The organism is Mesorhizobium sp. M2E.F.Ca.ET.219.01.1.1, assembly GCF_004016445.2.
GTDB lineage: Bacteria > Pseudomonadota > Alphaproteobacteria > Rhizobiales > Rhizobiaceae > Mesorhizobium.
Genome location: NZ_SADT02000007.1, coordinates 207941 through 228691 on the forward strand (window position 1 = coordinate 207941; position 20751 = coordinate 228691).

General features: G+C 64.5%; 17 protein-coding genes. 6 read left to right on the forward strand and 11 right to left on the reverse strand.

Annotation, left to right across the window (positions count from 1 at the left end; genetic code table 11):
- The first annotated feature begins 5 nt into the window (after window positions 1–5).
- A complete protein-coding gene (locus EN862_RS29535) occupies window positions 6–665 on the forward strand; it encodes a response regulator transcription factor (RefSeq protein WP_127306323.1) in 660 nt (219 codons plus the stop codon).
- A gap of 100 nt (window positions 666–765) precedes the next feature.
- Here the strand turns inward: EN862_RS29535 and EN862_RS29540 are convergent, their stop codons facing one another.
- Window positions 766–2022, reverse strand: coding sequence for an MFS transporter (locus EN862_RS29540; RefSeq protein WP_127867479.1), 1257 nt, complete (start codon window positions 2020–2022; stop codon window positions 766–768).
- 106 nt (window positions 2023–2128) lie between these two features.
- Window positions 2129–2773, reverse strand: a complete 645-nt coding sequence (locus EN862_RS29545; protein ID WP_127867478.1) for a class I SAM-dependent methyltransferase — start codon at window positions 2771–2773, stop codon at window positions 2129–2131.
- Between the two features lie 84 nt (window positions 2774–2857).
- Here EN862_RS29545 and EN862_RS29550 point away from each other — a divergent pair, with 84 nt between their 5' ends.
- Window positions 2858–3493 carry a TetR family transcriptional regulator gene (locus tag EN862_RS29550; protein WP_127867477.1) on the forward strand — a complete coding sequence of 212 codons (636 nt, stop codon included), beginning with the start codon at window positions 2858–2860 and terminating at the stop codon, window positions 3491–3493.
- Between the two features lie 15 nt (window positions 3494–3508).
- Here the strand turns inward: EN862_RS29550 and EN862_RS29555 are convergent, their stop codons facing one another.
- Window positions 3509–6994: a PAS domain-containing hybrid sensor histidine kinase/response regulator gene (locus EN862_RS29555; RefSeq protein ID WP_193771603.1), complete on the reverse strand. Its 3486-nt coding sequence runs from the start codon at window positions 6992–6994 to the stop codon at window positions 3509–3511.
- A 342-nt stretch (window positions 6995–7336) separates the two neighbouring features.
- On the opposite strand from EN862_RS29555, the gene mscL reads away from it, so the two are divergent.
- Together mscL and EN862_RS29565 are read left to right on the forward strand one after the other, a co-directional pair.
- On the forward strand, window positions 7337–7759 hold the full coding sequence (gene mscL / locus EN862_RS29560) for a large conductance mechanosensitive channel protein MscL (RefSeq protein ID WP_127867475.1): 423 nt from the start codon (window positions 7337–7339) through the stop codon (window positions 7757–7759).
- Window positions 7760–7860: 101 nt separating this feature from the next.
- Window positions 7861–9027, forward strand: a complete 1167-nt coding sequence (locus EN862_RS29565; protein WP_127867474.1) for a pyridoxal phosphate-dependent aminotransferase — start codon at window positions 7861–7863, stop codon at window positions 9025–9027.
- A 246-nt stretch (window positions 9028–9273) separates the two neighbouring features.
- Here EN862_RS29565 and hemA read toward each other — a convergent pair whose 3' ends face one another.
- On the reverse strand, window positions 9274–10551 hold the full coding sequence (hemA, locus tag EN862_RS29570) for a 5-aminolevulinate synthase (protein WP_128192808.1): 1278 nt from the start codon (window positions 10549–10551) through the stop codon (window positions 9274–9276).
- A 280-nt stretch (window positions 10552–10831) separates the two neighbouring features.
- Between hemA and galE the strand changes: the two genes are divergently transcribed.
- The gene (gene galE / locus EN862_RS29575) at window positions 10832–11827 is read left to right on the forward strand and encodes a UDP-glucose 4-epimerase GalE (RefSeq protein WP_095819620.1); all 996 of its coding nucleotides are present in this window, start codon (window positions 10832–10834) and stop codon (window positions 11825–11827) included.
- A gap of 166 nt (window positions 11828–11993) precedes the next feature.
- On the forward strand, window positions 11994–13250 hold the full coding sequence (locus tag EN862_RS29580; protein ID WP_127868582.1) for a D-amino acid dehydrogenase: 1257 nt from the start codon (window positions 11994–11996) through the stop codon (window positions 13248–13250).
- 209 nt (window positions 13251–13459) lie between these two features.
- Here the strand turns inward: EN862_RS29580 and EN862_RS29585 are convergent, their stop codons facing one another.
- From EN862_RS29585 to EN862_RS29615, 7 genes are all read right to left on the reverse strand, one after another.
- Window positions 13460–14833: an FGGY-family carbohydrate kinase gene (locus EN862_RS29585; RefSeq protein ID WP_127868581.1), complete on the reverse strand. Its 1374-nt coding sequence runs from the start codon at window positions 14831–14833 to the stop codon at window positions 13460–13462.
- Window positions 14830–15144, reverse strand: coding sequence for an L-rhamnose mutarotase (gene rhaM, locus EN862_RS29590; RefSeq protein ID WP_193771604.1), 315 nt, complete (start codon window positions 15142–15144; stop codon window positions 14830–14832). The genes EN862_RS29585 and rhaM overlap by 4 nt, the downstream gene beginning before the upstream one ends.
- Window positions 15144–16145, reverse strand: a complete 1002-nt coding sequence (locus EN862_RS29595) for an ABC transporter permease (RefSeq protein ID WP_127868579.1) — start codon at window positions 16143–16145, stop codon at window positions 15144–15146. Before EN862_RS29595 ends, rhaM begins: the two co-directional genes overlap by 1 nt.
- Window positions 16142–17119 (reverse strand): ABC transporter permease, encoded by a 978-nt coding sequence (locus tag EN862_RS29600; protein ID WP_127868578.1) that lies wholly within the window; start codon window positions 17117–17119, stop codon window positions 16142–16144. The genes EN862_RS29595 and EN862_RS29600 overlap by 4 nt, the downstream gene beginning before the upstream one ends.
- Window positions 17116–18657, reverse strand: coding sequence for a sugar ABC transporter ATP-binding protein (locus tag EN862_RS29605; RefSeq protein WP_127868577.1), 1542 nt, complete (start codon window positions 18655–18657; stop codon window positions 17116–17118). Before EN862_RS29605 ends, EN862_RS29600 begins: the two co-directional genes overlap by 4 nt.
- A 181-nt stretch (window positions 18658–18838) precedes the next feature.
- Entirely contained in the window at window positions 18839–19834 is a 996-nt protein-coding gene (rhaS, locus tag EN862_RS29610; protein WP_042637283.1) for a rhamnose ABC transporter substrate-binding protein, read from the reverse strand.
- A gap of 55 nt (window positions 19835–19889) precedes the next feature.
- Window positions 19890–20699 (reverse strand): DeoR/GlpR family DNA-binding transcription regulator, encoded by an 810-nt coding sequence (locus tag EN862_RS29615; protein WP_127868576.1) that lies wholly within the window; start codon window positions 20697–20699, stop codon window positions 19890–19892.
- Between the last annotated feature and the right edge of the window lie 52 nt (window positions 20700–20751).

Below are 20751 nucleotides of genomic sequence, written 5' to 3' on the forward strand. Positions count from 1 at the left end.
AATATTTGCCGTCGGGCCACACTTTCGTCATTGCCGACGACCATCCGCTTTTTCGCGGCGCGCTGAAGGAGGCGCTGGCCGGTATCGGTGATGTTGCCGCCATCCACGAGGCCGGGGATTTCGAAAGCGCCAAGGCGCTGGTGCTGGCCAATGAGGATATCGACATGGTGCTGCTCGACCTGTCGATGCCGGGCGCCAGCGGCCTTTCCGGCCTGATTGCGCTGCGCGGCATCCATCCGGCGGTGCCGCTGGTCGTGGTGTCGGCGCATGACGATCCCGTCACCATCCGCCGCGCCCTCGATCTCGGCGCTTCCGGCTTCATCTCCAAATCGGCCAGCATGGAAGAAATCCGCGCCGCTGTGCAGGCCGTGCTTGCTGGCGACATAGCAGCACCTGCCGGCATCGAGCTCGGCGTCGAGCGCGACCCGGAGATCTCCGACCTGATCAAGCGCCTGCAGGCGCTGACGCCGCAGCAGACGCGCGTGCTCGGCATGCTGGCGGAAGGCCTGCTCAACAAGCAGATCGCTTATGAGCTCGGCGTCTCCGAGGCCACCATCAAGGCCCATGTCTCGGCCATATTGCAGAAGCTCGGCGTCGACAGCCGCACCCAGGCGGTCATCCAGCTTTCCAAGATCGGCAATGACCCGTTGCAGCCGGTTGGCTGACCGCAGGCCACTTGAGGCGAAGCTTTTCACCCTAACTGAATCCGACCCGACGCGAAGCGATGATGCGGTCGCTTCGCGTCGGGTCGGCGGCCTGCGCCCGTCAGCGATAATTTTCGACGGCGGAGCCCAACTGCGACGAGGCATCGTCCTCGGTCGGGCCTGAAGGATTGCGAGCGTGCCCGATCGCCGCGCCGAGACCAAGCGAGGCGATGGCCACCAGCGGAATGCCGGCGATCCAGGGCAGGCGCGGCGCCAGCGCATAGAGTGCGGTGCCGATCGACGGCCCGAGCGAGTCCTTGAGGTCGACCGCCACGGAAGAAGCCGCCATATAGGAGGCGCGCCGCGCCGACGGCGCCAACGCGTTGACGGCCGTCGGCACCAGCGGCCCGACCAGCATCTGTCCCACCGCGCAAAGGCTGACCGCAGCGACGAGCGAGATCATGGCCGGCGAGGCCGCCAGCAGCGAAAAGGCGGCGATGGTCGAGATGCCCGCACCGGCTGCCAGCCAAAGAGCCGACCGCGTCTCGGCAAAGCGGCTGACCAGCATCTGCAGGCCGACCGTCAGGGCGGCCGCATAGGCAAACAGCGCGCCGACGCCGGACGGGGTGAGCGAGCCTGCATCCTGCGCGTAGAGCGGGATGACGGCCTCGATCCAGTTGCCGGAAATCTCGAACAGCACGAGCCAGGCGAGCAGCTTCGCCAGGCGGCCGTCGCGGAAAGCCGGCAGCAGCGCCGACAGGCCGTCCTCTTCCTCCGCTTCGTCTTCGGCACGACCGCTGCCATGCGTTTCGGCGAATGCGACGATCATGACGATGCCGCCAAGGATGAGCATGCCGCCGCCGGCCAGGAACACGCTGCCGAGCGAAACGAGCGCCAGCAGCGCGCCGCAGGCCGGGCCGAGGATCTGTCCGGCGCTCGAACTCACCCTTGCCATGCCGAACCAGCGCGGATGCGCTGCCGGCTCGGTCACGTCGGCGATCGCGGTGAGGATGGTCGGGTGGAGCACCGACTCGCACATGCCGGTCAACAGCAGCACGGCCGCGGTGGCGGCGACGCCATGGACGAAGAACAGCGCGATGAAGCCGCAGCCGACACCGAGCGACGACAGGATCAGCACCGGCCGCCGGCCGATCCGGTCGGCGATGCCGCCGATCAGCGGCGCGGCGACGAGTTCGCCGCCGGCATAGCAGGCGAACAAGAGGCCGATGGCGCCGATCGGGATGTTCGCCTCGCTGCTCGCCCACAGTGGAAAGAAAGGCACCAGCGCGCCGTCCGCGAAACCGGCGCAGAAGAACAGGAAGAGGCCGAGCAGGGCCGGACGCGGCAGCCCGCGCCAGGACGATGGGAGGATGGTCATGATGTCACCTACGCGTCAAAAGGCCCGAAGGCCGGGATTGCGCGTTGGTTGACGTAAACGCCTACGGCTGCCCGACGGACAGCATGGGTTTATTGTTGGAGGGTGTTCAGTTCAGCCGCATCGACAGCTCCACGTCGTCGCCGAACGGCGTCGACATGTAACCGCCGGCCGGGGCGCGCACCCGTTCCAGATAGGAGGGCGAGAAGTCGGCATTGTCTGCGATGACCAGCGCGCCGGGCCTGAGCCGGCTCTCGACGAGGCTCAATATCTCCGGATAGAGCGCCTTGGCGCCGTCGAGCAGCAGCAGGTCTATCCGGTCGGGCAGGTCCCTGCTCAGCGTTTCCACCGCGTCGCCCTCGCGGATCTCCACCAGGTCGATGAGGCCGCCTTCCGTCAGGTTTGACTTGGCCCGCACCACCTTGGACGGCTCGAATTCCGTCGTGATCAGGCGGCCGCCGCCATTGTCGCGCAGCGCCGCGGCAAGATAGAGCGTCGAGATGCCGAACTCGACGATGATGCGCGCACCGGTGCTGCGCGCCAGCATGTAGAGCAGCGTGCCGGTCTCCGGCGAGACCGCGAGCCACAAGTCCTTCAGGCTGCCGTAGAACTGGCGGTATTCGGTCTTGCTGTGAGTGAGGCGCGTCCGTTCCTCGCGCGAGTAGCGGGCGATCGCCGGGCTGGTCGCCGCATCGGCTTCCTTGAACAGGCGCGCGAGCAGCGGAGCCAAAGGGGTTGCGGTCAAGGTGGTCATGACTGTCTCCGGGCGGGTTCTTGTGTTGCTTCGAAAAATACGAATAATCCTTCAGGTTTCCAATTCGCATTTCCGAGCGCGTCCGTGACCATTCGCCCAAGCCCTTCAATTTCCACCCGAAAACAGCCCAAACAGGCGCGCGCCACGGAGCTTGTCGCGGCCATTCTCCAGGCGGCCGCTCAGGTTTTGGCGAGCGAGGGGGCGCAGCGTTTCACCACCACGCGCGTCGCCGAAAGGGCCGGCGTCAGCGTCGGCTCGCTCTACCAGTATTTCCCGAACAAGGCGGCGCTGCTGTTCCGGCTGCAGAGCGACGAATGGCGCCAGACCACCGAGCTCTTGTGCGGCATCCTCGAAAACGCCGAGCTATCGCCGCTCGAACGGATAAGAACGCTGGTCCATGCCTTCATCCGCTCGGAATGCGAGGAGGCGGCGGTGCGCGTCGCGCTGAACGACGCCGCGCCGCTCTACCGGGATGCGCCGGAGGCGCAGGAGGCGAGGGCGACGGCGAACCGGACCGTCGAGGCCTTCGTGCGCGAGACGCTTCCTGACGCGCCGGATTCCGATCGCGCTCTGGCCGGCGAACTGATGATGAGGACACTGAGCGCCGTGGGAGCGGATTTCTCGGAGAAGGAGCGGACGGCCGGCGAGATCGAAGCCTATTCCGACGCGCTCGCCGACATGCTCTGCGCCTATCTCAAAAGTCTCGGCCATCGTGGCTGAGGGCAGTCCATAAAATCACTCCGCCGCCGGCGCCAGCGGCCTGACCCTTGCCATCATCGAGCGCAGCACGGCGGGCTTCACCGGCTTGTTGACGACCGGAATGTCGAGCTGGCTTGCGGCGGCGCGCACCTCGCTGGAGCGATCGGCGGTGACCAGCACGCAGGGCAGGTCCTGGCCGTAGGCGGCTCGCAGCCTGGCGATTGCATCGAGCCCGGTGCCGCCGTCGAGATGATAGTCTGCCAGCACGACGTCCGGCCTCGCCCTGCCGGGCAGCACGAGCTCTGCCGATCCCGAAGCCGTCTCGACACGGCAGCCCCAGCCTTCAAGCAGCAGCCGCATGCCGTCGAGGATGCGCGCGTCATTGTCGATGCAGAGCACATTGAGCCCGGCAAGCGTCGATGCGGAGCGGGCCGGCGCCCTGCCGATCTCGCGCGGCGGCGCCGCGACTGCGGCGACCGGCAGGATGACGGAAAAGCGCGTGCCTTTGCCTGGGTTGGAGAAAATGCGGATTTCGAGCCTCAGCACCCGGGCGATGCGGTCGACGATGGAGAGCCCCAGGCCAAGGCCTTCCGCTTCGCGCACGCCCTCATCGAGGCGCGTGAACTCATGGAAAACGGTGTTGAGCTTGTCGCCGGCGATGCCGATGCCGGTGTCGATCACCTGGATCTCGGCCAGCTCGCCGCGCCGCCGCACGCCGACCAAGATGCGGCCCTGGCGCGTGTATTTGATGGCGTTCGAGACCAGGTTCTGGATCAGCCGGCGCAGCAAATTGCGGTCGGTCATGACACCGAGCGAGGATGGGATGATCGTGAGCTCGAGCTTCTTTTCAGCGGCGAGCGGGCGAAAATCGTTGCCGATCTGGCTGAGCAGTCCGCCGAGGCTGAAGGCGGTGTCTTCCGGCTTCATGGCGCCGGCGTCGAGCCGCGAGATGTCAAGCACCGCGCCGAGGATGGTCTCGACCGATTCCAGCGAGGACTCGATGTTGACCGCCGCCTTGCCGGCAGGCCCCTTGCCGGCCTTCTCGATCAGCGACGAGCAATAGAGCCGGGCGGCGTTCAGCGGTTGCAGGATGTCGTGGCCGGCGGCGGCCAGGAAGCGCGTCTTGCCGAGATTGGCCTCCTCGGCCAGCATCTGCGCCTGCGCCAGTTCCTCGTTGACCCGGGTGAGCTCGATGGTGCGGGTCTTGACCCGCTGCTCCAGAGATTCATTGGCCCGCTTCAGCGCCAGGTCCTGCTCGACGCGGCCGGAGATGTCGGCATAGGTGGCGACGATGCCGCCGTCGGGCATCGGGTTGGAGCGCAGCTCCAGGATGCGGCCGCTGGTCTTCAGCTCCATCTGCCATGGCCCGGCGAAGCTGGTTAGCCGGTTGAGCATCGTCACGCGCTGGTCGGCCGGAATATCGCCGCGTTCGGCGAGATGGCGCAGGATCCGGTCGAGCGACACGCCGACCTGGCCCATTTCGTCCGGCAGGTCGAACAGCAGCCGGTACTGCCGGTTCCAGCATATCAGCCGGAAATCGCGGTCGAAGACGGTGATGCCCTGCTCCATCTGGTCGAGCGCGATCTGTAAAAGGTCGCGATTGTGCTGCAGCGCTTCGGTGGCGTCGTCGAGCAGCTTGAAGGCATCCCTGGAATCGCGGTCGTTGCGGCGGAAGAGCAGCGACAGGATCAGCCGCGCCGAGGAAGAGCCGACGGCGCTTGCCAGCAATTGCTCCGAGAAGCGGATGACATCCATGCTGGCTTGCTCCTTGCCGTGGAGCGAAACGCTTGCGCTCTTCTCGAAGGACTGGAAGGAGCGCTCCGTGCGCTCGACGCCGAGATAGCGCGAGATCGTGTCCTTGAGATCGTTGACGGTGACGGCGGTGCGAAACCGCCTGAGGCTTGGCATCGGGCCCGCCTCGCGCGGCACGAAGATCGCCGCCTGGATGCGCTCAAGCGGCACGGACGCGCGCGACAGCGACCCCAGCATGAAGAACAGGGCGTTGACCGAGAGGCTCCACAGCACGCCATGGTTCAGCGGCTCGCCGACGGTGCCGAACAGCGCCTGTGGCCTCAGCGCCTCGAAGCCGAACAGCCCATGCACGACGATGTCGGAACCGGGCCCGGCGAGCGAAGGCAGAAGAAGCGTGTAACCCCAGACAGCGATGCCCGCGACCATGCCAAGCGCGGCGCCCCGGCCATTGGCGCGGCGCCAAATCAGACCGCCAATCAGCGCCGGCGCGAATTGTGCGATCGCCGCGAACGACATCAGGCCGATCGAGGACAGCCGCGCGCTGTTGGTGCTCTCGCGGTAATAGAGGAACGCGATGAACAGCAGGATGAAGATGGAAGCGCGCCGTACGTTGAGGATCAGCGTTGACCAGTCCTCGTTCTCGGAAGAACTGGTCTTGATCACGCGGCGCACGAACAGCGGGATGATGAGATCATTGGAGATCATGATCGACAGCGCGACGCTTTCGACGATCACCATGGCGGTCGCCGCCGACAGGCCGCCGACGAAGGCGGCCATGGCGAGCACGTCATGGCCGCCGAGCAGCGGCAGCGACAGCACATAAAGGTCGCTGCTGGTCTTGGTGCCGACCAGCGACAGGCCGGCAAAGGCGATCGGCAGCACGAAGAGGTTGATCGCCACGAGATAGAGCGGGAACAGCCAGGTCGCCGTGCGCAGTTCGGCCTCGCTGCGGTTCTCGACGATGGTGACATAGAATTGCCGCGGCAGCATCAGGATGGCAAAGCCGCTCAAGGTGGTCAGCACCAGCCAGGTGGCTAAAGAGGTGTTGTAGCTCATCGCCTGGCGCACCTGACCGTTCGCGGCGAGCTTGGCGAACATATCGCCGGGGCCGCCGAAGATCAGGAACGTCACCATCAGGCCGATGGCTATGAATGCGGCGAGCTTCACCACGGTCTCGACTGCAACCGCCAGAACCAGCCCGTCCTGATGCTCCGTGGCGTCGGCGTGGCGCGTGCCGAACAGCACCGCGAACAGCGCCAAAAGCATCGCCACAACCAGCGAGATATCGCTGACGAACGGATCGAAAGAGGGCGGCGAGCCGGTATAGTGCTCGATCATCAGGCTGACCGAGCCCGAGATTGCCTTGAGCTGCAGCGCGATATAGGGCACCGCGCCGATCGTGGCGATCAGCGTCGCGATCGCCGCGACGGTGAAGCTTTTGCCGTAGCGGGCGCCGAGAAAGTCGGCGATCGAGGTGATCTTCTCGCTTTTCGCCAGTCGGACCAGGCGGTTGAGCAGCGGGAAGCCGAACACGAAGACCAGCACCGGGCCGGTATAGATGCCGAGGAATTCGAGGCCGCGCTCGGAGGAAAGGCCGACCGAGCCGAAGAAGGTCCAGGAGGTGCAGTAGATGGCCAGGCTGAGCGCATAGATGAACGGCCTCGCCCGGCCGAGCCCAGTGGCGACGGCACGCCGGTCGCCGACACTGGCAATGGCGAAAAGCAGCGTCACATAGGCGATCGCGATGATGACGACGAACCAGCCTTGCACGGCCCGCGCTTCCTCCCTGGCCGGTCTCCCATCCGGCCTGCCCAACCAATTCCGGGCAAAATTACCAGGCGATTTGCCGTCCGGAATTGCGTCAGAACAAATACCCAAGCGGCCGGGCATTTCGATGAAACGCTCGACCGCCCTGACGCAACCACAGCTCGGGGCCCAAGTCCATCGCGGCTTTCGGCGCATATGCGGCCGATGACGAAGCGTAGCACAAACCGGTGCCTCCGCTGTTTTTCCGGTTTTGCAACCGGGGGTTTTTGTTATTGTGGGCTGGGGCCAGCGCCGAAGGACAATCGGTGAGGCGGCAGCGCGGCCCGTCACGGCAAGGAGGGTCGAATGCTGAAAGAATTCCAGGAGTTCATTTCCAAGGGCAATGTGATGGACCTGGCCGTCGGCGTCATCATCGGCGCCGCCTTCGGCAAGATCGTTGATTCGCTGGTCAACGACATCATCATGCCGATCGTCGGCGCGATTTTCGGCGGGCTGGACTTCAACAATTACTTCTTCGGGCTGTCCTCGAACGTCCATTCGGCCGCATTGGCCGATGCCAAGAAAGAGGGCGCCGTCTTCGCCTATGGCAGCTTTATCACTGTGGTGCTGAATTTCCTGATCCTTGCCTTCATCATCTTCCTGATGGTCAAGGCGGTGAACAATCTGCGCAAGCGGCTTGAGCGCGAAAAGCCTGCCGCTCCCGCGGCTCCGCCGCCAGCCGACGTGCAGCTTTTGACCGAAATCCGCGACCTGCTCGCCAAGAAGTAACGCAGAGTGGGCCCTCTGGACCAAAACCCCGGCTCCAGGCGGCCGGGGTTTTTCGTTTAGCGATCTGATAAGAGCGCTGACGACACGAACACGGATTTGCCATGACCATTATCGAGACCTTGCGCGCCGAAGCCCGCGCCGCACCCGAAAGCGGCATCGTCGCCGTCATCAACCATGGCCGCCTGCGCGAAGGGCTGATCCCGCTCTGGGCCGGCGAGGGCGATCTGCCGACGCCTTCCTTCATCAGCGATGCCGCTGCCCGCGGGCTCGCCAGTGGCGAGACCTTCTACACCTGGCAGAAAGGCGTTCCCGAGCTCCGGCAGGCGCTCGCGCGCTACTACGCCAGGCATTTCGGCAAGATCTTCGCCGAGGAGGAGTTCATCGTCACCGGATCCGGCATGCATGCCATCCAGCTGGCCATCGACGCCATCGCCGGCAGCGGCGACGAGGTGATCTACCTCTCTCCCGCCTGGCCGAATTTCGCCGCCGCCGCCGGCGTGGCGGGCGCCGTGCCGGTGCCGGTCACGCTCGACCAGTCCGGCAATGGCTGGTCCTGCGACGTCGACAAGATCGCCTCCGCGATCACGCCGCGCACGAAGCTGTTGTTCATCAACACGCCGTCCAACCCGACCGGCTGGACGGCCGACAAGGAAACGCTCCAGGCGATCCTCGATCTTGCCCGCGCAAAGGGCCTATGGATGATCGCCGACGAGATCTATTCGCTGTTCCACTATGGCCATGGCCGCGCGCCGTCCTTCCTCGACATCGCCACGGCCGAGGACCGTATCCTGTTCGTCAACAGTTTTTCCAAGAACTGGGCGATGACCGGCTGGCGCGTGGGCTGGATCAAGACCCATCCAGCCTTGCAGCAGGTGTTCGAGAACCTGATCCAGTACTCGACCTCGGGCGTCGCGCAGTTCATGCAGCGCGGCGCTGTCGCCGCCCTCGACGAGGGCGACGGCTTCATCACCGAACAGGTGGAGCGCGCGCATGCCGCGCGCGATCTGGTCTGCGATATACTGGGCGAAACCGGCAAGGCGCGTTTCACCGTGCCGCAGGGCGCCTTCTACCTGTTCTTCAGGGTCGACGGTCTCACCGATTCTCGAAAAGCCGCCTTCGACATCGTCGACAATGCCAATGTCGGCCTGGCGCCGGGCACCGCCTTCGGTCCCGGCGGCGAGAGCTTCCTCAGACTATGCTTCCACCGCCGCCTCGATCAGCTCGAGGAAGCGGCGCATCGCCTGGCGAAGTGGATGAAGACTGTGTAGCCGAGCCGTCGATTGAAACTCGCTCCGGTGAGTCAGCCGGTGTGACTTTCGAGAACCGGAGCGCAGCGGACATTCAGGTCCGTGAGCACGCGCATGACCCCGAAGATCGGATTCGATCTTCGGAAAGGATCATGCGCCAAATTGAAATTGCTACAGCGTCCTTTGCGCGTCCGAAATGGACGCGCGGCGCTGTAGAAGCGCAGAAAGTTGCAGCGGATGGCCGCCGGAGTAGAGCTTAAAACGGCTTCAGCCGCCTGACTTCGGAACAAGCAGCGGAATGATGCGGTCGGTCTTGGCGACGGCGGGACGGCCTGAGCCGGCATAGGGGATGCCGAGCGCATCCCAGGTCTCGACCAGCGCATCCTGCAGTTCGGCGATCAGCGCGTCCGAATGGAACGGTGTGGGCGTGATGCGCAGCCGCTCGGTGCCGCGCGGCACCGTCGGATAGTTGATCGGCTGGATATAGATGCCGTGCACGCCAAGCAGGCGGTCGCTCGCCATCTTGCAAAGCTCGGGGTCGCCGACCAGCACCGGCACGATATGGGTGGCCGATTCCATCACCGGCAGGCCGGCCGCGGCAAGCACCTGCTTGGTGCGCGCCGCCTGGCGCTGCTGCGCGTCGCGCTCGGCCTGCGAGCGCTTGAGATGACGGATCGAGGCGGTGGTGGCGACGGCAATCGCCGGCGGCAGCGCGGTGGTGAAGATGAAACCCGGCGCGTAGGAGCGCACCGCGTCGATCACGGCGCTGGTGCCGGTGATGTAGCCGCCGAGCGTGCCGAAGGCCTTGGCCAGCGTGCCCTGGATGATGTCGATGCGGTCGGCCAGGCCCTCGCGCTCGGTGATGCCGCCGCCGCGCGGTCCGTACATGCCCACCGCATGCACCTCGTCGATATAGGTCATGGCGTTGTAGCGCTCGGCCAGCTCGACGATCTCTCTGATCGGCGCGATGTCGCCGTCCATCGAATAGACGCTCTCGAACACGATCAGCTTGGCGCGCTCGCGGCCCGCTGCCTGAAGCAGGCTTTCCAGATGCGCGACGTCGTTGTGGCGGAAGATCTTCTTTTCCGCGCCCGAGCGGCGCACGCCCTCGATCATCGAGGCATGGTTGAGCTCGTCGGAGAGCACCAGGCAGTTGGGCAAAAGCCTGGCGATGGTCGAGATCGAGGCCTCGTTGGAGACGAAGCCGGAGGTGAAGACCAGCCCTGCCTCCTTGTCATGCAGGTCGGCGAGCTCCTGCTCGAGCTCGACCAGCGGGTTGGAGGTGCCGGAGATGTTGCGGGTGCCGCCGGCGCCCGAGCCCATCCTGCCGGCAGCGGTCTGGAAGGCGGCGATCACATCCTCGTTCTGGCCCATGCCGAGATAGTCGTTGGAGCACCAGACGGTGATTTCCTGGGCGCGGCCGTTGGAACGCCAGATGGCGCGCGGGAACTTGCCCACCATGCGCTCGAGGTCGGCGAAGACACGGTAGCGCCGCTCCGCGTGGAGCTGGTCGATCGCATCCTCGAAGAACCGCTGGTAATTCATGTCGACTTCCCAATTTTGCGGCGGATCATAGTCACTGCCCCATGCCGCGTCCACCGAACCCAACCGGTCAAAATGCCACGCCTTTGCCCTGTTCCTAACGATGCCGGATCGTGGCCTATTCCCCGGGGTGTGAACGAGCTTTGTTTCAGTACGATGCCTCGGACGGGAGAAACTATTACGGGTTTAACATTTAGGGGGAGGATAAAGGGCTTGCGGCGGGGTTTCCAGCACGGGGGCTGTTGAGACAGTTTCCGATAAATCTTGATCAGCGAGGTAGAAGATGACGGTTTTGGTGACGGGTGGTGCCGGTTATATCGGCAGCCATATGGTCTGGGAGTTGCTGGATGCCGGCGAGAGCGTCGTGGTGCTCGACCGGCTTTCCACCGGTTTCGAATGGGCGGTCGCCCCGGAAGCAAAGCTCGTTGTCGGCGACGTCGCCGACCGTGACCTGGTCGGCCGGATCATCCGCGAAAACAAGGTCGACGCCATCATCCACTTCGCCGGCTCGATCGTGGTGCCGGAATCGGTCGCCGATCCGCTCGGCTATTACGAGAACAACACCTGCAAGACCCGCACGCTGATCGAGACAGCCGTGCGCGAGGGCGTGCCGCATTTCATCTTCTCTTCCACCGCCGCCGTCTATGGCGGCGCCGGGCTGGAGCCGGTGCGCGAGGATGCCCGCCTTGCGCCGGAATCGCCCTATGGCCTCTCCAAGCTGATGAGCGAATGGATGCTGCGCGACGCGGCGCTCGCGCACGACATCCGCTATACGGCGCTGCGCTATTTCAACGTCGCCGGCGCCGACCCGAAGGGCCGCACCGGGCAGTCGACGCCCGGCGCCACGCATCTCATAAAGGTTGCCTGCGAGACCGCGCTCGGCAAACGCCCCTTCATGCAGGTCTTCGGCACCGATTATCCGACGCCGGACGGCACCTGCATGCGCGACTACATCCATGTCAGCGATTTGGCCGCCGCGCACCGGCTGGCGCTGCAGCGGCTGCGTGCCGGCGGCACGAGCCTCGTCGCCAATTGCGGCTACAGCCACGGCTATTCGGTGCTGGAAGTGATCGACAGCGTTCGACGCGCCTTCGGTCATGATTTCGATGTCCGCATGGGGGATCGCCGGCCGGGCGACGCCGCCGCCGTGGTCGCCAATTCCGAGCTTGCCCGCAAGGAGCTCGGCTGGACGCCGCAGCGCGACGATCTCGACCTGATCGTCAACGATGCGCTGGCCTGGGAGCGTATCCTGACGGGCAAGAATTCCGTGAGAAGCTGAGCAATTCCAGGAAAAGTGTGTAGCGGTTTTCCGTCCGGAATTGCGTCAAGACAAAAAGTCCAGCTGTTGGGCCAAGGACTCGTCCGGCGCTTTTAGAAGCGGTATTGAGCCTCATGCGGCGGTGCGCGTTGGCGCGCGCCGCCGCTATGATGCTTGAGGGGACGGCATGAAGATCCTGGTTCTCGGCGCCGGCGTGGTTGGCACGGCGGCTGCCTATTATCTGGCCAAAGACGGTCACGAGGTGACCGTGATCGAGCGCCATGAAGCCGCGGCGCGCGGCACCAGCCAGTCGAATGCCGGCCTGGTGTCGCCGGGCGACGCCACAGCCTGGGCTTCGCCCGCCGCGCTGAAGACATTCCTGCGCGCGCTTTGGAACCACGATCTCGGCATCAAGGTCAGGCTGCGCCTCGACCCGTATTTCTATCTCTGGAGTCTGCGCTTCCTGCGCGAATGCACCGTGAAGCGGCTGCGCGCCAATACCGATATCAAGCTGAGATTGGCGCTCCATTCCCGCCAGTGCATCAATCAACTGTCTGAGGCAACAGGCATCCATTACGACGAGCGCAAGAAGGGCATCCTCTACTTCTTCCGGTCGCAAAAGAGCCTCGACACCGGCACCGACAATTATCGCTATCTCGGCGAGCACGGCCTGCCGATCGAGATCGTCGGCCGCGAGCGCCTGGTCGAGCTGGAGCCTGGCCTTGCCGGCGTGAAGGAAAAGATCGCCGGCGGCATCTATTCGCCGATCGACCAGACCGGCGATTCCAAGCAGTTCACGGACAGGCTCGCCGCCTATGCCGCCGAAAAGCTCGGCGTCAAATTCCTGTTCGGCACGACGGTCGAGGGCCTCGACATCGAGGGCGATCGCGTGCGCGCGGTCGTCACCTCGGCCGGCCCGGTAACCGGCGACGCCGTCGTCATTTCGATGGGGCCAGAGAGCGGGCTGCTCGGCCGCCGCTACGGCATCGACCTGCCGGTCTATCCGGTGAAGGGCTACACAGCGACGATTCCCTTGGAGGATGAGAGCAAGGGGCCGACCATGGGCGGCGCCGACGAGGATCGGCTGATCGGCTATTCCAGGCTCGGCAATCGCCTGCGCATGTCCTCGACGGCCGAGTTCACCGGCTTCGACCGCAGCTTCAAGCCAGGTGATTGCAGGACCATCCTGGAAACCGGCAAGGATCTTTTCCCGGGAGCCTTCGACGAGAAGAAGGCCGTGCTGTGGGCGGGCCTGCGGCCGATGATGCCGAATTCGGTGCCGGTGATCGGCCAGGCGAAATACCGCAACCTCTACCTCGACACCGGCCACGGCCATGTCGGCTGGACCATGGCCTGCGGCTCGGGGCAGTTCCTGGCCGATGTCGTCGCCGGCAGAAAGCCGCAGATCGATCCCAAAGGATTGCTGCACGGGACGGCACGCTGAAACCTCCCTAATCTCTGAGGTCGGCGCTGCCCCTCATCCGCCTACCGGCACCTTCTCCCCGTTGAACGGGGAGAAGAGAGCTGGCCGCGATGCCGACGCCCATTTTGCGACGCAGACAATTGGCGAAATCGTCGGCGCCAGTTTCTTTCTCCCCGTCACTTTACGGGGGGAAATGCCCGGCAGGGCAAATGAGGGGCAGCGCCTGCCTGTCAGATAGTGGTCGGTTGCGTCTGAACAGCCAACTGCCACGTCCTTGCATAGTCGCCCCAAGCCTGATCGGCAGGCTGTGCGCTGTACTCGCCCTTACTCATCGCGGGCGCGCCGTCCGTCGCCAGCAACGCCGCGCCGATGCTGGTCCCGGTCGAGTTCTCCGATACGATGACCGGCCTCTCTGTCGCCGCCGCCAGCATGCGGACGAAAAGCGGGTTTCGCGCGAACGGCCCCTCGACCGTCGTCGGTCCGTCGCCGCCGATCAGTTCCAGGCAGGTCGAGGTCATCAGCGCCAGATAGAACGAGATGGTGGCGAAGCGTTCGCCGGGACTTAAGGTCTCGGCATTGACCCACTGCGCGTCGCGATGCGGAAAGGGTCCGGAGCCGTGTTGGGTGGAAGGCAGAAGCAGGACCTGCCGCGCCAGCACCGCAGCGACATCGTCATCGATCCATTCCTGCGGCTGGCCGTCGGTGAGCAGCGAGAACTCGCGACCGCCCATGAAGCGCGCCGATGGCACGGGATCGCCGAGCGCGTTGACATTGACCAGCGTGTCGCGCGCCGGGTCGAGTTCCACCTTCCTGCCGCCGACGGCCATCGACACCACCCATGTGCCTGTCGAGACGACGGAGAAGGGCGGCGCGTCGGACAGCAGATGCGGCAGCAGCGAGGCGTTGGAATCGTGCAGTCCGCAGAAAACCGGGGTCTGTGGATTGAGCCCCGTCCGTTGCGCAATCGCTGGCAGGATCGGGCCAAGCCGGTCCTTGGCCGGTCGCACCGGCGCCATCAACGGGCGCCAACCCATTCTGCCGACCAGCGACGAATAGTCGGACGTCCAGGGGTTCCACAGATCGGTGTGGCAGCCAAGCGAGGTGACCTCGGTCGCGGCAATGCCGGTCAGCCGCAGCGCCCAATATTGCGGATACATCAGCATCGCGGTCGCCCTGGCGAATTCCGCCGGGAAGCGCCTCTGCTGCCAGAAAAACTGCGCGCCGAGATTGAGGCCGACCGGCAGCCGCGGCGTACCGGTCTCGGCGAAGGGCGGGCGGACGGCGTCATATTCTTGCGCCAGCCGGTCGGGGCCGTCGAATTCATAGTCGAGCACCGGCAGCACTAGTTCGCCGGCGGCGTCGACCAGCGCGCCAGTCGCGCCATGCGTGGTGATCGAGATCGCATCGATGCGCCGTTCGCGGTTGAGATCGGCGAGGCTGTCGAGGATGAACGTCCACAGCGCCTCGACATCGTGATGCGGGTAGTGCCCTTGGCGCACCGGCGCATTCGCCGTGCGGCGCAGCGCGATCTCGCTCAGTGTCGCGAGATCGACCAGCGCCACCTTGGCGTTGGTCTTGCCGATGTCGATGACGGCGACGATCATGCCATATGGAACATTGTTTCCAGCGGCACCGCCACCGGCTCGTTGTCGGGCTTGGTCTCCATGACGTCGGCCATATGCGCCCACCAGCGCTGCATCACCGGGTGCTTCGGCAGATCGGCCATGCCGTGATCGTCACGCCGCCACAGCACGCCGAACAGGATGTCGGTCTCCTCGTCGAGATGGATCGAATAGTCGGAAACGCCGGCCTCTGTCAGCAGCGCCACCAGCTCAGGCCAGATCTCGTCATGGCGGCGCTTGTATTCAGCCTTCATGCCGGGATTGAGCTTCATTTTGAAGGCGTATTTCTCCATCAGGCGAAGCGTCCTTCGCGCAGCCGCCGCCAGACGATGGGCAGCGCAATCACGATGATAAGCAACAGGCCGATGAAGATCGACATGACGATGCCGGGCACATTGAGCAGCCCGAGGCCGAACGTCACCAGCCCCATGATGAAGGCGGCGAGCACGACGCCGAGGATGCTGCCGGCGCCGCCGAGGATCGACACGCCGCCAAGCACCACCATGGTGATCGCCTCGAGCTCATAGCCCTGCGCGATCGACGGTCTTGTCGAGCCGAGCCGTGAGGTGATCAGCACCGAGGCGATGCCCGACATAAGCCCGGTCAGGCAGAACAGGATGAACTTGATGCGATCGACGCGCACGCCGGAGAACTGGCAGGCGACCGGATTGTTGCCGATGGCAAAGACCCGCCGGCCGAAGCTCGTGCGGTGCAGCACGAACCAGTAGATCAGCGCCGCGACGAGGAACAGCGCCAGCTCGAACGAGAAAACCCACCAGACATAACCCTGGCCGAAGAACGCAAACCTTTCCGGATAGCCTTTGTAGGCCTGGTCGCCGAGGATGATGAAGGCGATGCCGCGAAACAGGCTCATCGTGCCGATGGTGACGACGATGGACGGCAGGCCGAGCCGCGTGACCAGCAGCCCGTTGAAGGCGCCGCAGGCGAGGCCGACGGCAATGCCGATCAGCACCAGCAGCGGCGTTCCGGCGCCGGCCTGCACCGCCATGCCCATCATGGTCGAGGCCAAAGCCACGATCGCCGCGACGGAGAGGTCGATCTCGCCGGAGATGATCAGCAGCGCCATCGCCAGCGCGATCAGCCCTTTTTCCGTGAAGTTGAAGGTGAGGTCCGACAGCGACCACGGATCGAGGAAATAGGGGGAGGCAAAACTGTTCACCGCGAAGATGGCGACCGCGATGACGACCAGCAGCGCTTCCCAGGAGAAGATCGCCGAGGAAAGCGGCTTGTCGAGCCGGTCGGGGATATGGCGCGGGGCAGGGGTGTCGGTCATGCCGCTTCCGCCTTTCTCAGGATGATGCGGCCCTGCCGGCGCTCGCCGCGCGCATTGAGCACCACGGCCAGGATAATGGCGCTGCCCGAGATCGCCATCTGCCAGAAGGGCGAGATGTTGATGACCGGCAGGGCATTGGAGATGATGCCGAGGAACAACGCCCCCAGCACCGCGCCGCCGACCGAGCCTATGCCGCCGGCGATCGAGATGCCGCCTATGACGCAGGCGGCGATGATGTTGAGCTCATAGCCGTTGGCGACCTCGACCGAGGCGATCACATAGCGCGAGATCCAGAGATAGCCGGCGAGCCCGCCGATCATGCCGGAGATGCAGAAGACGATGAATTTGGTGCGGCCGACATCGATGCCGGCATAGACCGAGGCGGTCGGATTGACGCCGATCGCGTAGATCGAGCGGCCGATCTGCGTGCGCGTCATCACCAGGAAGAACAGCGCGATCACCAGTATCGAGATCCAGGACAGCACCGGCAGGCCGAGGAAGGCGGCGCGCTGGAAGTTGATGAAGTCCGGGCTCATCTGGTCGGCATTGACCCAGGCGCCGCCGGAGACGACGAAGGTGGCGCCGCGATAGATGGTCAGTGTGCCGAGCGTCACCACGATGGAGGGGATGTTCAGCCGCCACACCAGGAAGCCGTTGATCACGCCGAGCACCAGGCCAACCAGCAATGCGATGACGATCAGTACCGGGATCGGGATCGCCGGATGCGCGGCGTTCAGCATCGCCACCACCATGCCGGTGAAGCACAGGTTGGACGCCATCGAAAGATCGATCGAGCGTGTCAGGATCACCACCATCTGGCCGAGCGCCAGGATCATCAAAATAGAGGTGTCGTTGAACACCTGGCGCAGATTGGCCGGATCGGCGAAACCAGGGAAACGGGTGGAGATCAGGCCGATCAGCACGACGATGCCGGTCAGCAGCCAGATCTCGCGATATTTGAGAAAGTTCTTCATGCCGCGATCCCCGCTGCCGTCCGAACCAGCGTTTCGGCGTCCAGGCCCTTGTTGTCACAGGTCGCGGCGATACGGCCTTCGCGCATGACCACGACGCGGTCCGACATGCCGAGGATCTCGGGCAGTTCGGACGACACCATGATCACCGAAAGCCCTTGCGCGACGAGCTCGGCCATGAAGCCGTGCACGGCGGCCTTGGAGCCGATGTCGATGCCTTTGGTCGGCTCGTCGAGGATGATCACCTTCGGCGTCGTCGCCAGCCATTTGGCGATGACCACCTTCTGCTGGTTGCCGCCGGACAGCGTGCCGACATCCTGGCTGAGCGATGAGGCGCGCAGATCGAGCCGCTCGGTATAGGAACGTGCAAGCGCGAACTCTTCCGCGAGCCTGAGCACGCCGGATTTCGAGGTACGCTTGAGCGAAGGCAGCGACACGTTCTGGAAGATCGGCAGGCCGATCACCACGCCCTGCTTGCCGCGTTCCTCCGGCACATAGACGATGCCGGCCTCGATCGAATCGGCGGCCGATTTCGGTGCGATCGTCTTGCCGTCCAGCGAAATGGCACCTCGGCTGGTGCGGGTAATGCCGGCGATCGCCTGCATGACCTCGCTGCGCCCGGCGCCGACCAGCCCGTAGAAGCCGAGGATTTCGCCCTTGCGCAGCTCGAAGCCGATGTCATCGAATTCGGTGGGATGCGACAGGCCGGAGACCGAAAGCACCGGCGCGCCGATCTTCGGCTCGCGCTGCGGAAAGATGTGGTCGACGTTGCGGCCGACCATCATGCGCACGATCTCGTTCTGGCCGGTGTCTTTCAGCAGACCTTCGCCCACCATCTCGCCGTCGCGGAAGACGGTGTAGCGGTCGGCGATGCGGTAGATCTCGTCGAACTTGTGGCTGATGAAGAGCACGGCCTTGCCGTCGCTTTTCAGGAATTCGATCAAGAGGAAAAGCTCCTCGATCTCCTTCATCGAAAGGGCGGCGGTCGGCTCGTCCATGATGACGATGCGCGCGTCGATCGACATCGCGCGCGCCACGGCGACCAGGTGCTTGTTGGCGATGCCGAGATCCTTCAGCCGCGCGTCGGCGTCGATATGGCCGGCGCGCATCGTCTCCAGCACCTCGCGGGCATTGTTGCGCATGGTGCGCCAGTCGATGGTGCCGAAGCGAGTGCGCGGCGCGTGGCCAAGGAAGATGTTTTCGGCGACCGAAAGGTCGTCGAACAGCACCGTTTCCTGATGGATGGCGGTGATGCCGTGGCCGAAGGCGGCATGCGCGCTGGGCAGCGTCGTGGCCTGGCCGTCGATGCCGATCTCGCCGGAGTCGGGCTGGTAGATCCCGGTCATGATCTTGACCAGCGTCGACTTGCCGGCGCCGTTCTCGCCGATCAACGCCGTCACCTGCCCGGGGTAGAGTGACAGGCTGACATTGTGCAGGGCGCGGACGCCCGGGAAGCTTTTGGAAATGCCGGAGAGCGTCAGGCGGGGAGCTGAGGCCGGGGGTCGTTCGTTTACTTTGCCGTGATGGGCCGTCGTATCCATGAGTCGTATCAAGCCCGTCTATGTTCCGCATTGACTCCCCCTCACCCGACCTCCGCTTCGCTCGGTCGACCTCTCCCCGAGGGGAGAGGAGGTTGGCGAGCTTGGCGCCTGGCTCTTCTCCCCACCGGGGAGAAGGTGGCCGCGAAGCGGCCGGATGAGGGGCAGCGCCGTCAGTCCGAGATCAATAGATCTTGGAGAACTTCTCGATGTTGGTCTTATCGAACTGGAAGGGCGGGGCCATCGCGGCCGAGTTGGTGTCATCGAGCGTCACTTTGCCGACGCGGCCGATCGACAGCGTGGCGCCGGGCTTGGCCTCTTCCTTCTTCACCGCCAGGTCATGGGCGAGATAGATCGCCGAATAGCCGAGGTCGATCGGGTTCCAGAGAGCAACAGCCTGCGAAGCGCCGTTGTCGATGAATTTCTTGAATTCCGACGGCAGCGCAAGACCAGTGACATTGACCTTGCCGATCAGGTTCTCGTCGGTGACGACCTGCGCGGCGGCGACGACGCCGACGGTGGTCGGCGCGATGATCGCCTTGAGGTTCGGATAGGACTTGAGCAGGCCCTTGGCCTCGTCGGTGCTCTTGGCCGAGTCGTCATCGCCATAGACGGTGGCGACCAGCTTGATCTTCGGGAACTTCTCCGGCAGCACCTTCTTGGCCGCTTCGATCCAGGCATTCTGGTTGGTCGCGGTCGAGGAAGCCGAGAGGATCGCGACGTCGCCGCCTTCCGGCAGGTAGTCGGCGGCGAGCTTGATGATGGTCTCGCCGATCAGGCCGGTGTCGGACGGGTTGAGGTGAAGCTGGCGGCCTTCCTTGGCGACACCGGAATCCCACGAAATCACGGTGATGCCGCGATCCATCGCCTTCTTCAGCACCGGCACCAGCGCGTCGGCGTCATTGGCCGAAACGGCGATGGCGTTGACCTTCTGCGCGATCAGCGAGTTGATCACTTCGATCTGCGCTTCGGCGGTCGCCTTGGTCGGGCCGGTGTAGATGACGTCGACATCGCCCAGTTCCTTGGCCGCTTCCTCGGCGCCCTTGTTGGCGGCGTCGAAGAAGCCGTTGCCGAGCGACTTCACGACCAGCGCGATCTTGACGTTTTCGGCATAGGCGGCATTCACGAACATGGCGGCGGAAAAGGCCGCCGTGACCAGCAGTTTCTTCAAAAAGCTCATCGAACATCCTCCCTTGAGCGTTGCATTCCATCGCCGCTGCGGGCGTGAGTTTCCCTCAGGCCTGCAGTGAAGATTCTTCCTTGTCGCTTGACTGTTTGCGGGCGACGATCAGCGCCACGCCCGCTGTTTCCAGCATCTTGGCCTCCCGGTCCTCGATGCCGTCGTCTGTGATCACGGTTGCGATGCGCGACAGCCCGCACAGGATCAGGCTGGAGCGCATGCGGAATTTCGAGGAATCGACCAGCACCACCAGTTCGTCGGCCTGGTCGATCAGCTTCTGCTCGGCCTGGATCAGCAGCGGATCGCCTTCCATCAGCCCGAGCGGTCCCAGCCCCTGCGCCCCCATGAACATGCGCCGCGCATAGAAGTTGCGCGTCACGTCATTGTCGAAGGGCGAGAGGATGATGTTCTGCTCACGGTAGATCGTGCCGCCCGACAGCATCACCGTGTTCTTGGAGTGCCTGAGCAGATGCTCGGCGATCGGGAACGAGTTGGTGAAGATCGGCATGCGCCGTCCGGTCAGGAAATGCACCATCTGGAAGGTGGTGGTGCCGCCATTGATGATGATCGGCTCACCGTCCGCGCAAAGGTTCACCGCTTCCCGCGCGATCGCCCGCTTCTGCGCGGCGTTCAGCGTTTCGTTGACGGAGAAGGGCCGGCCGGCAAGGCCGATGAATTGCGGCGGCGAGATCGCCTCGGCGCCGCCGCGCACCCGGCGCAGGCGCTTTTGCACATGCAGCGCCGCGATGTCGCGCCGGATCGTCGCCTCGGAGGAGTCCGTCAGCTCGACCATTTCCTGCACCGTCACGACAGGCTTTTCCTGGACGGCGGACAGAATGATCCTGTGGCGTTCTTTCTCGTGCATGGTTCCTCCCAGCCCGAGCATCAGGCCTTAGAAAACGCGCAGTGTCAATCAT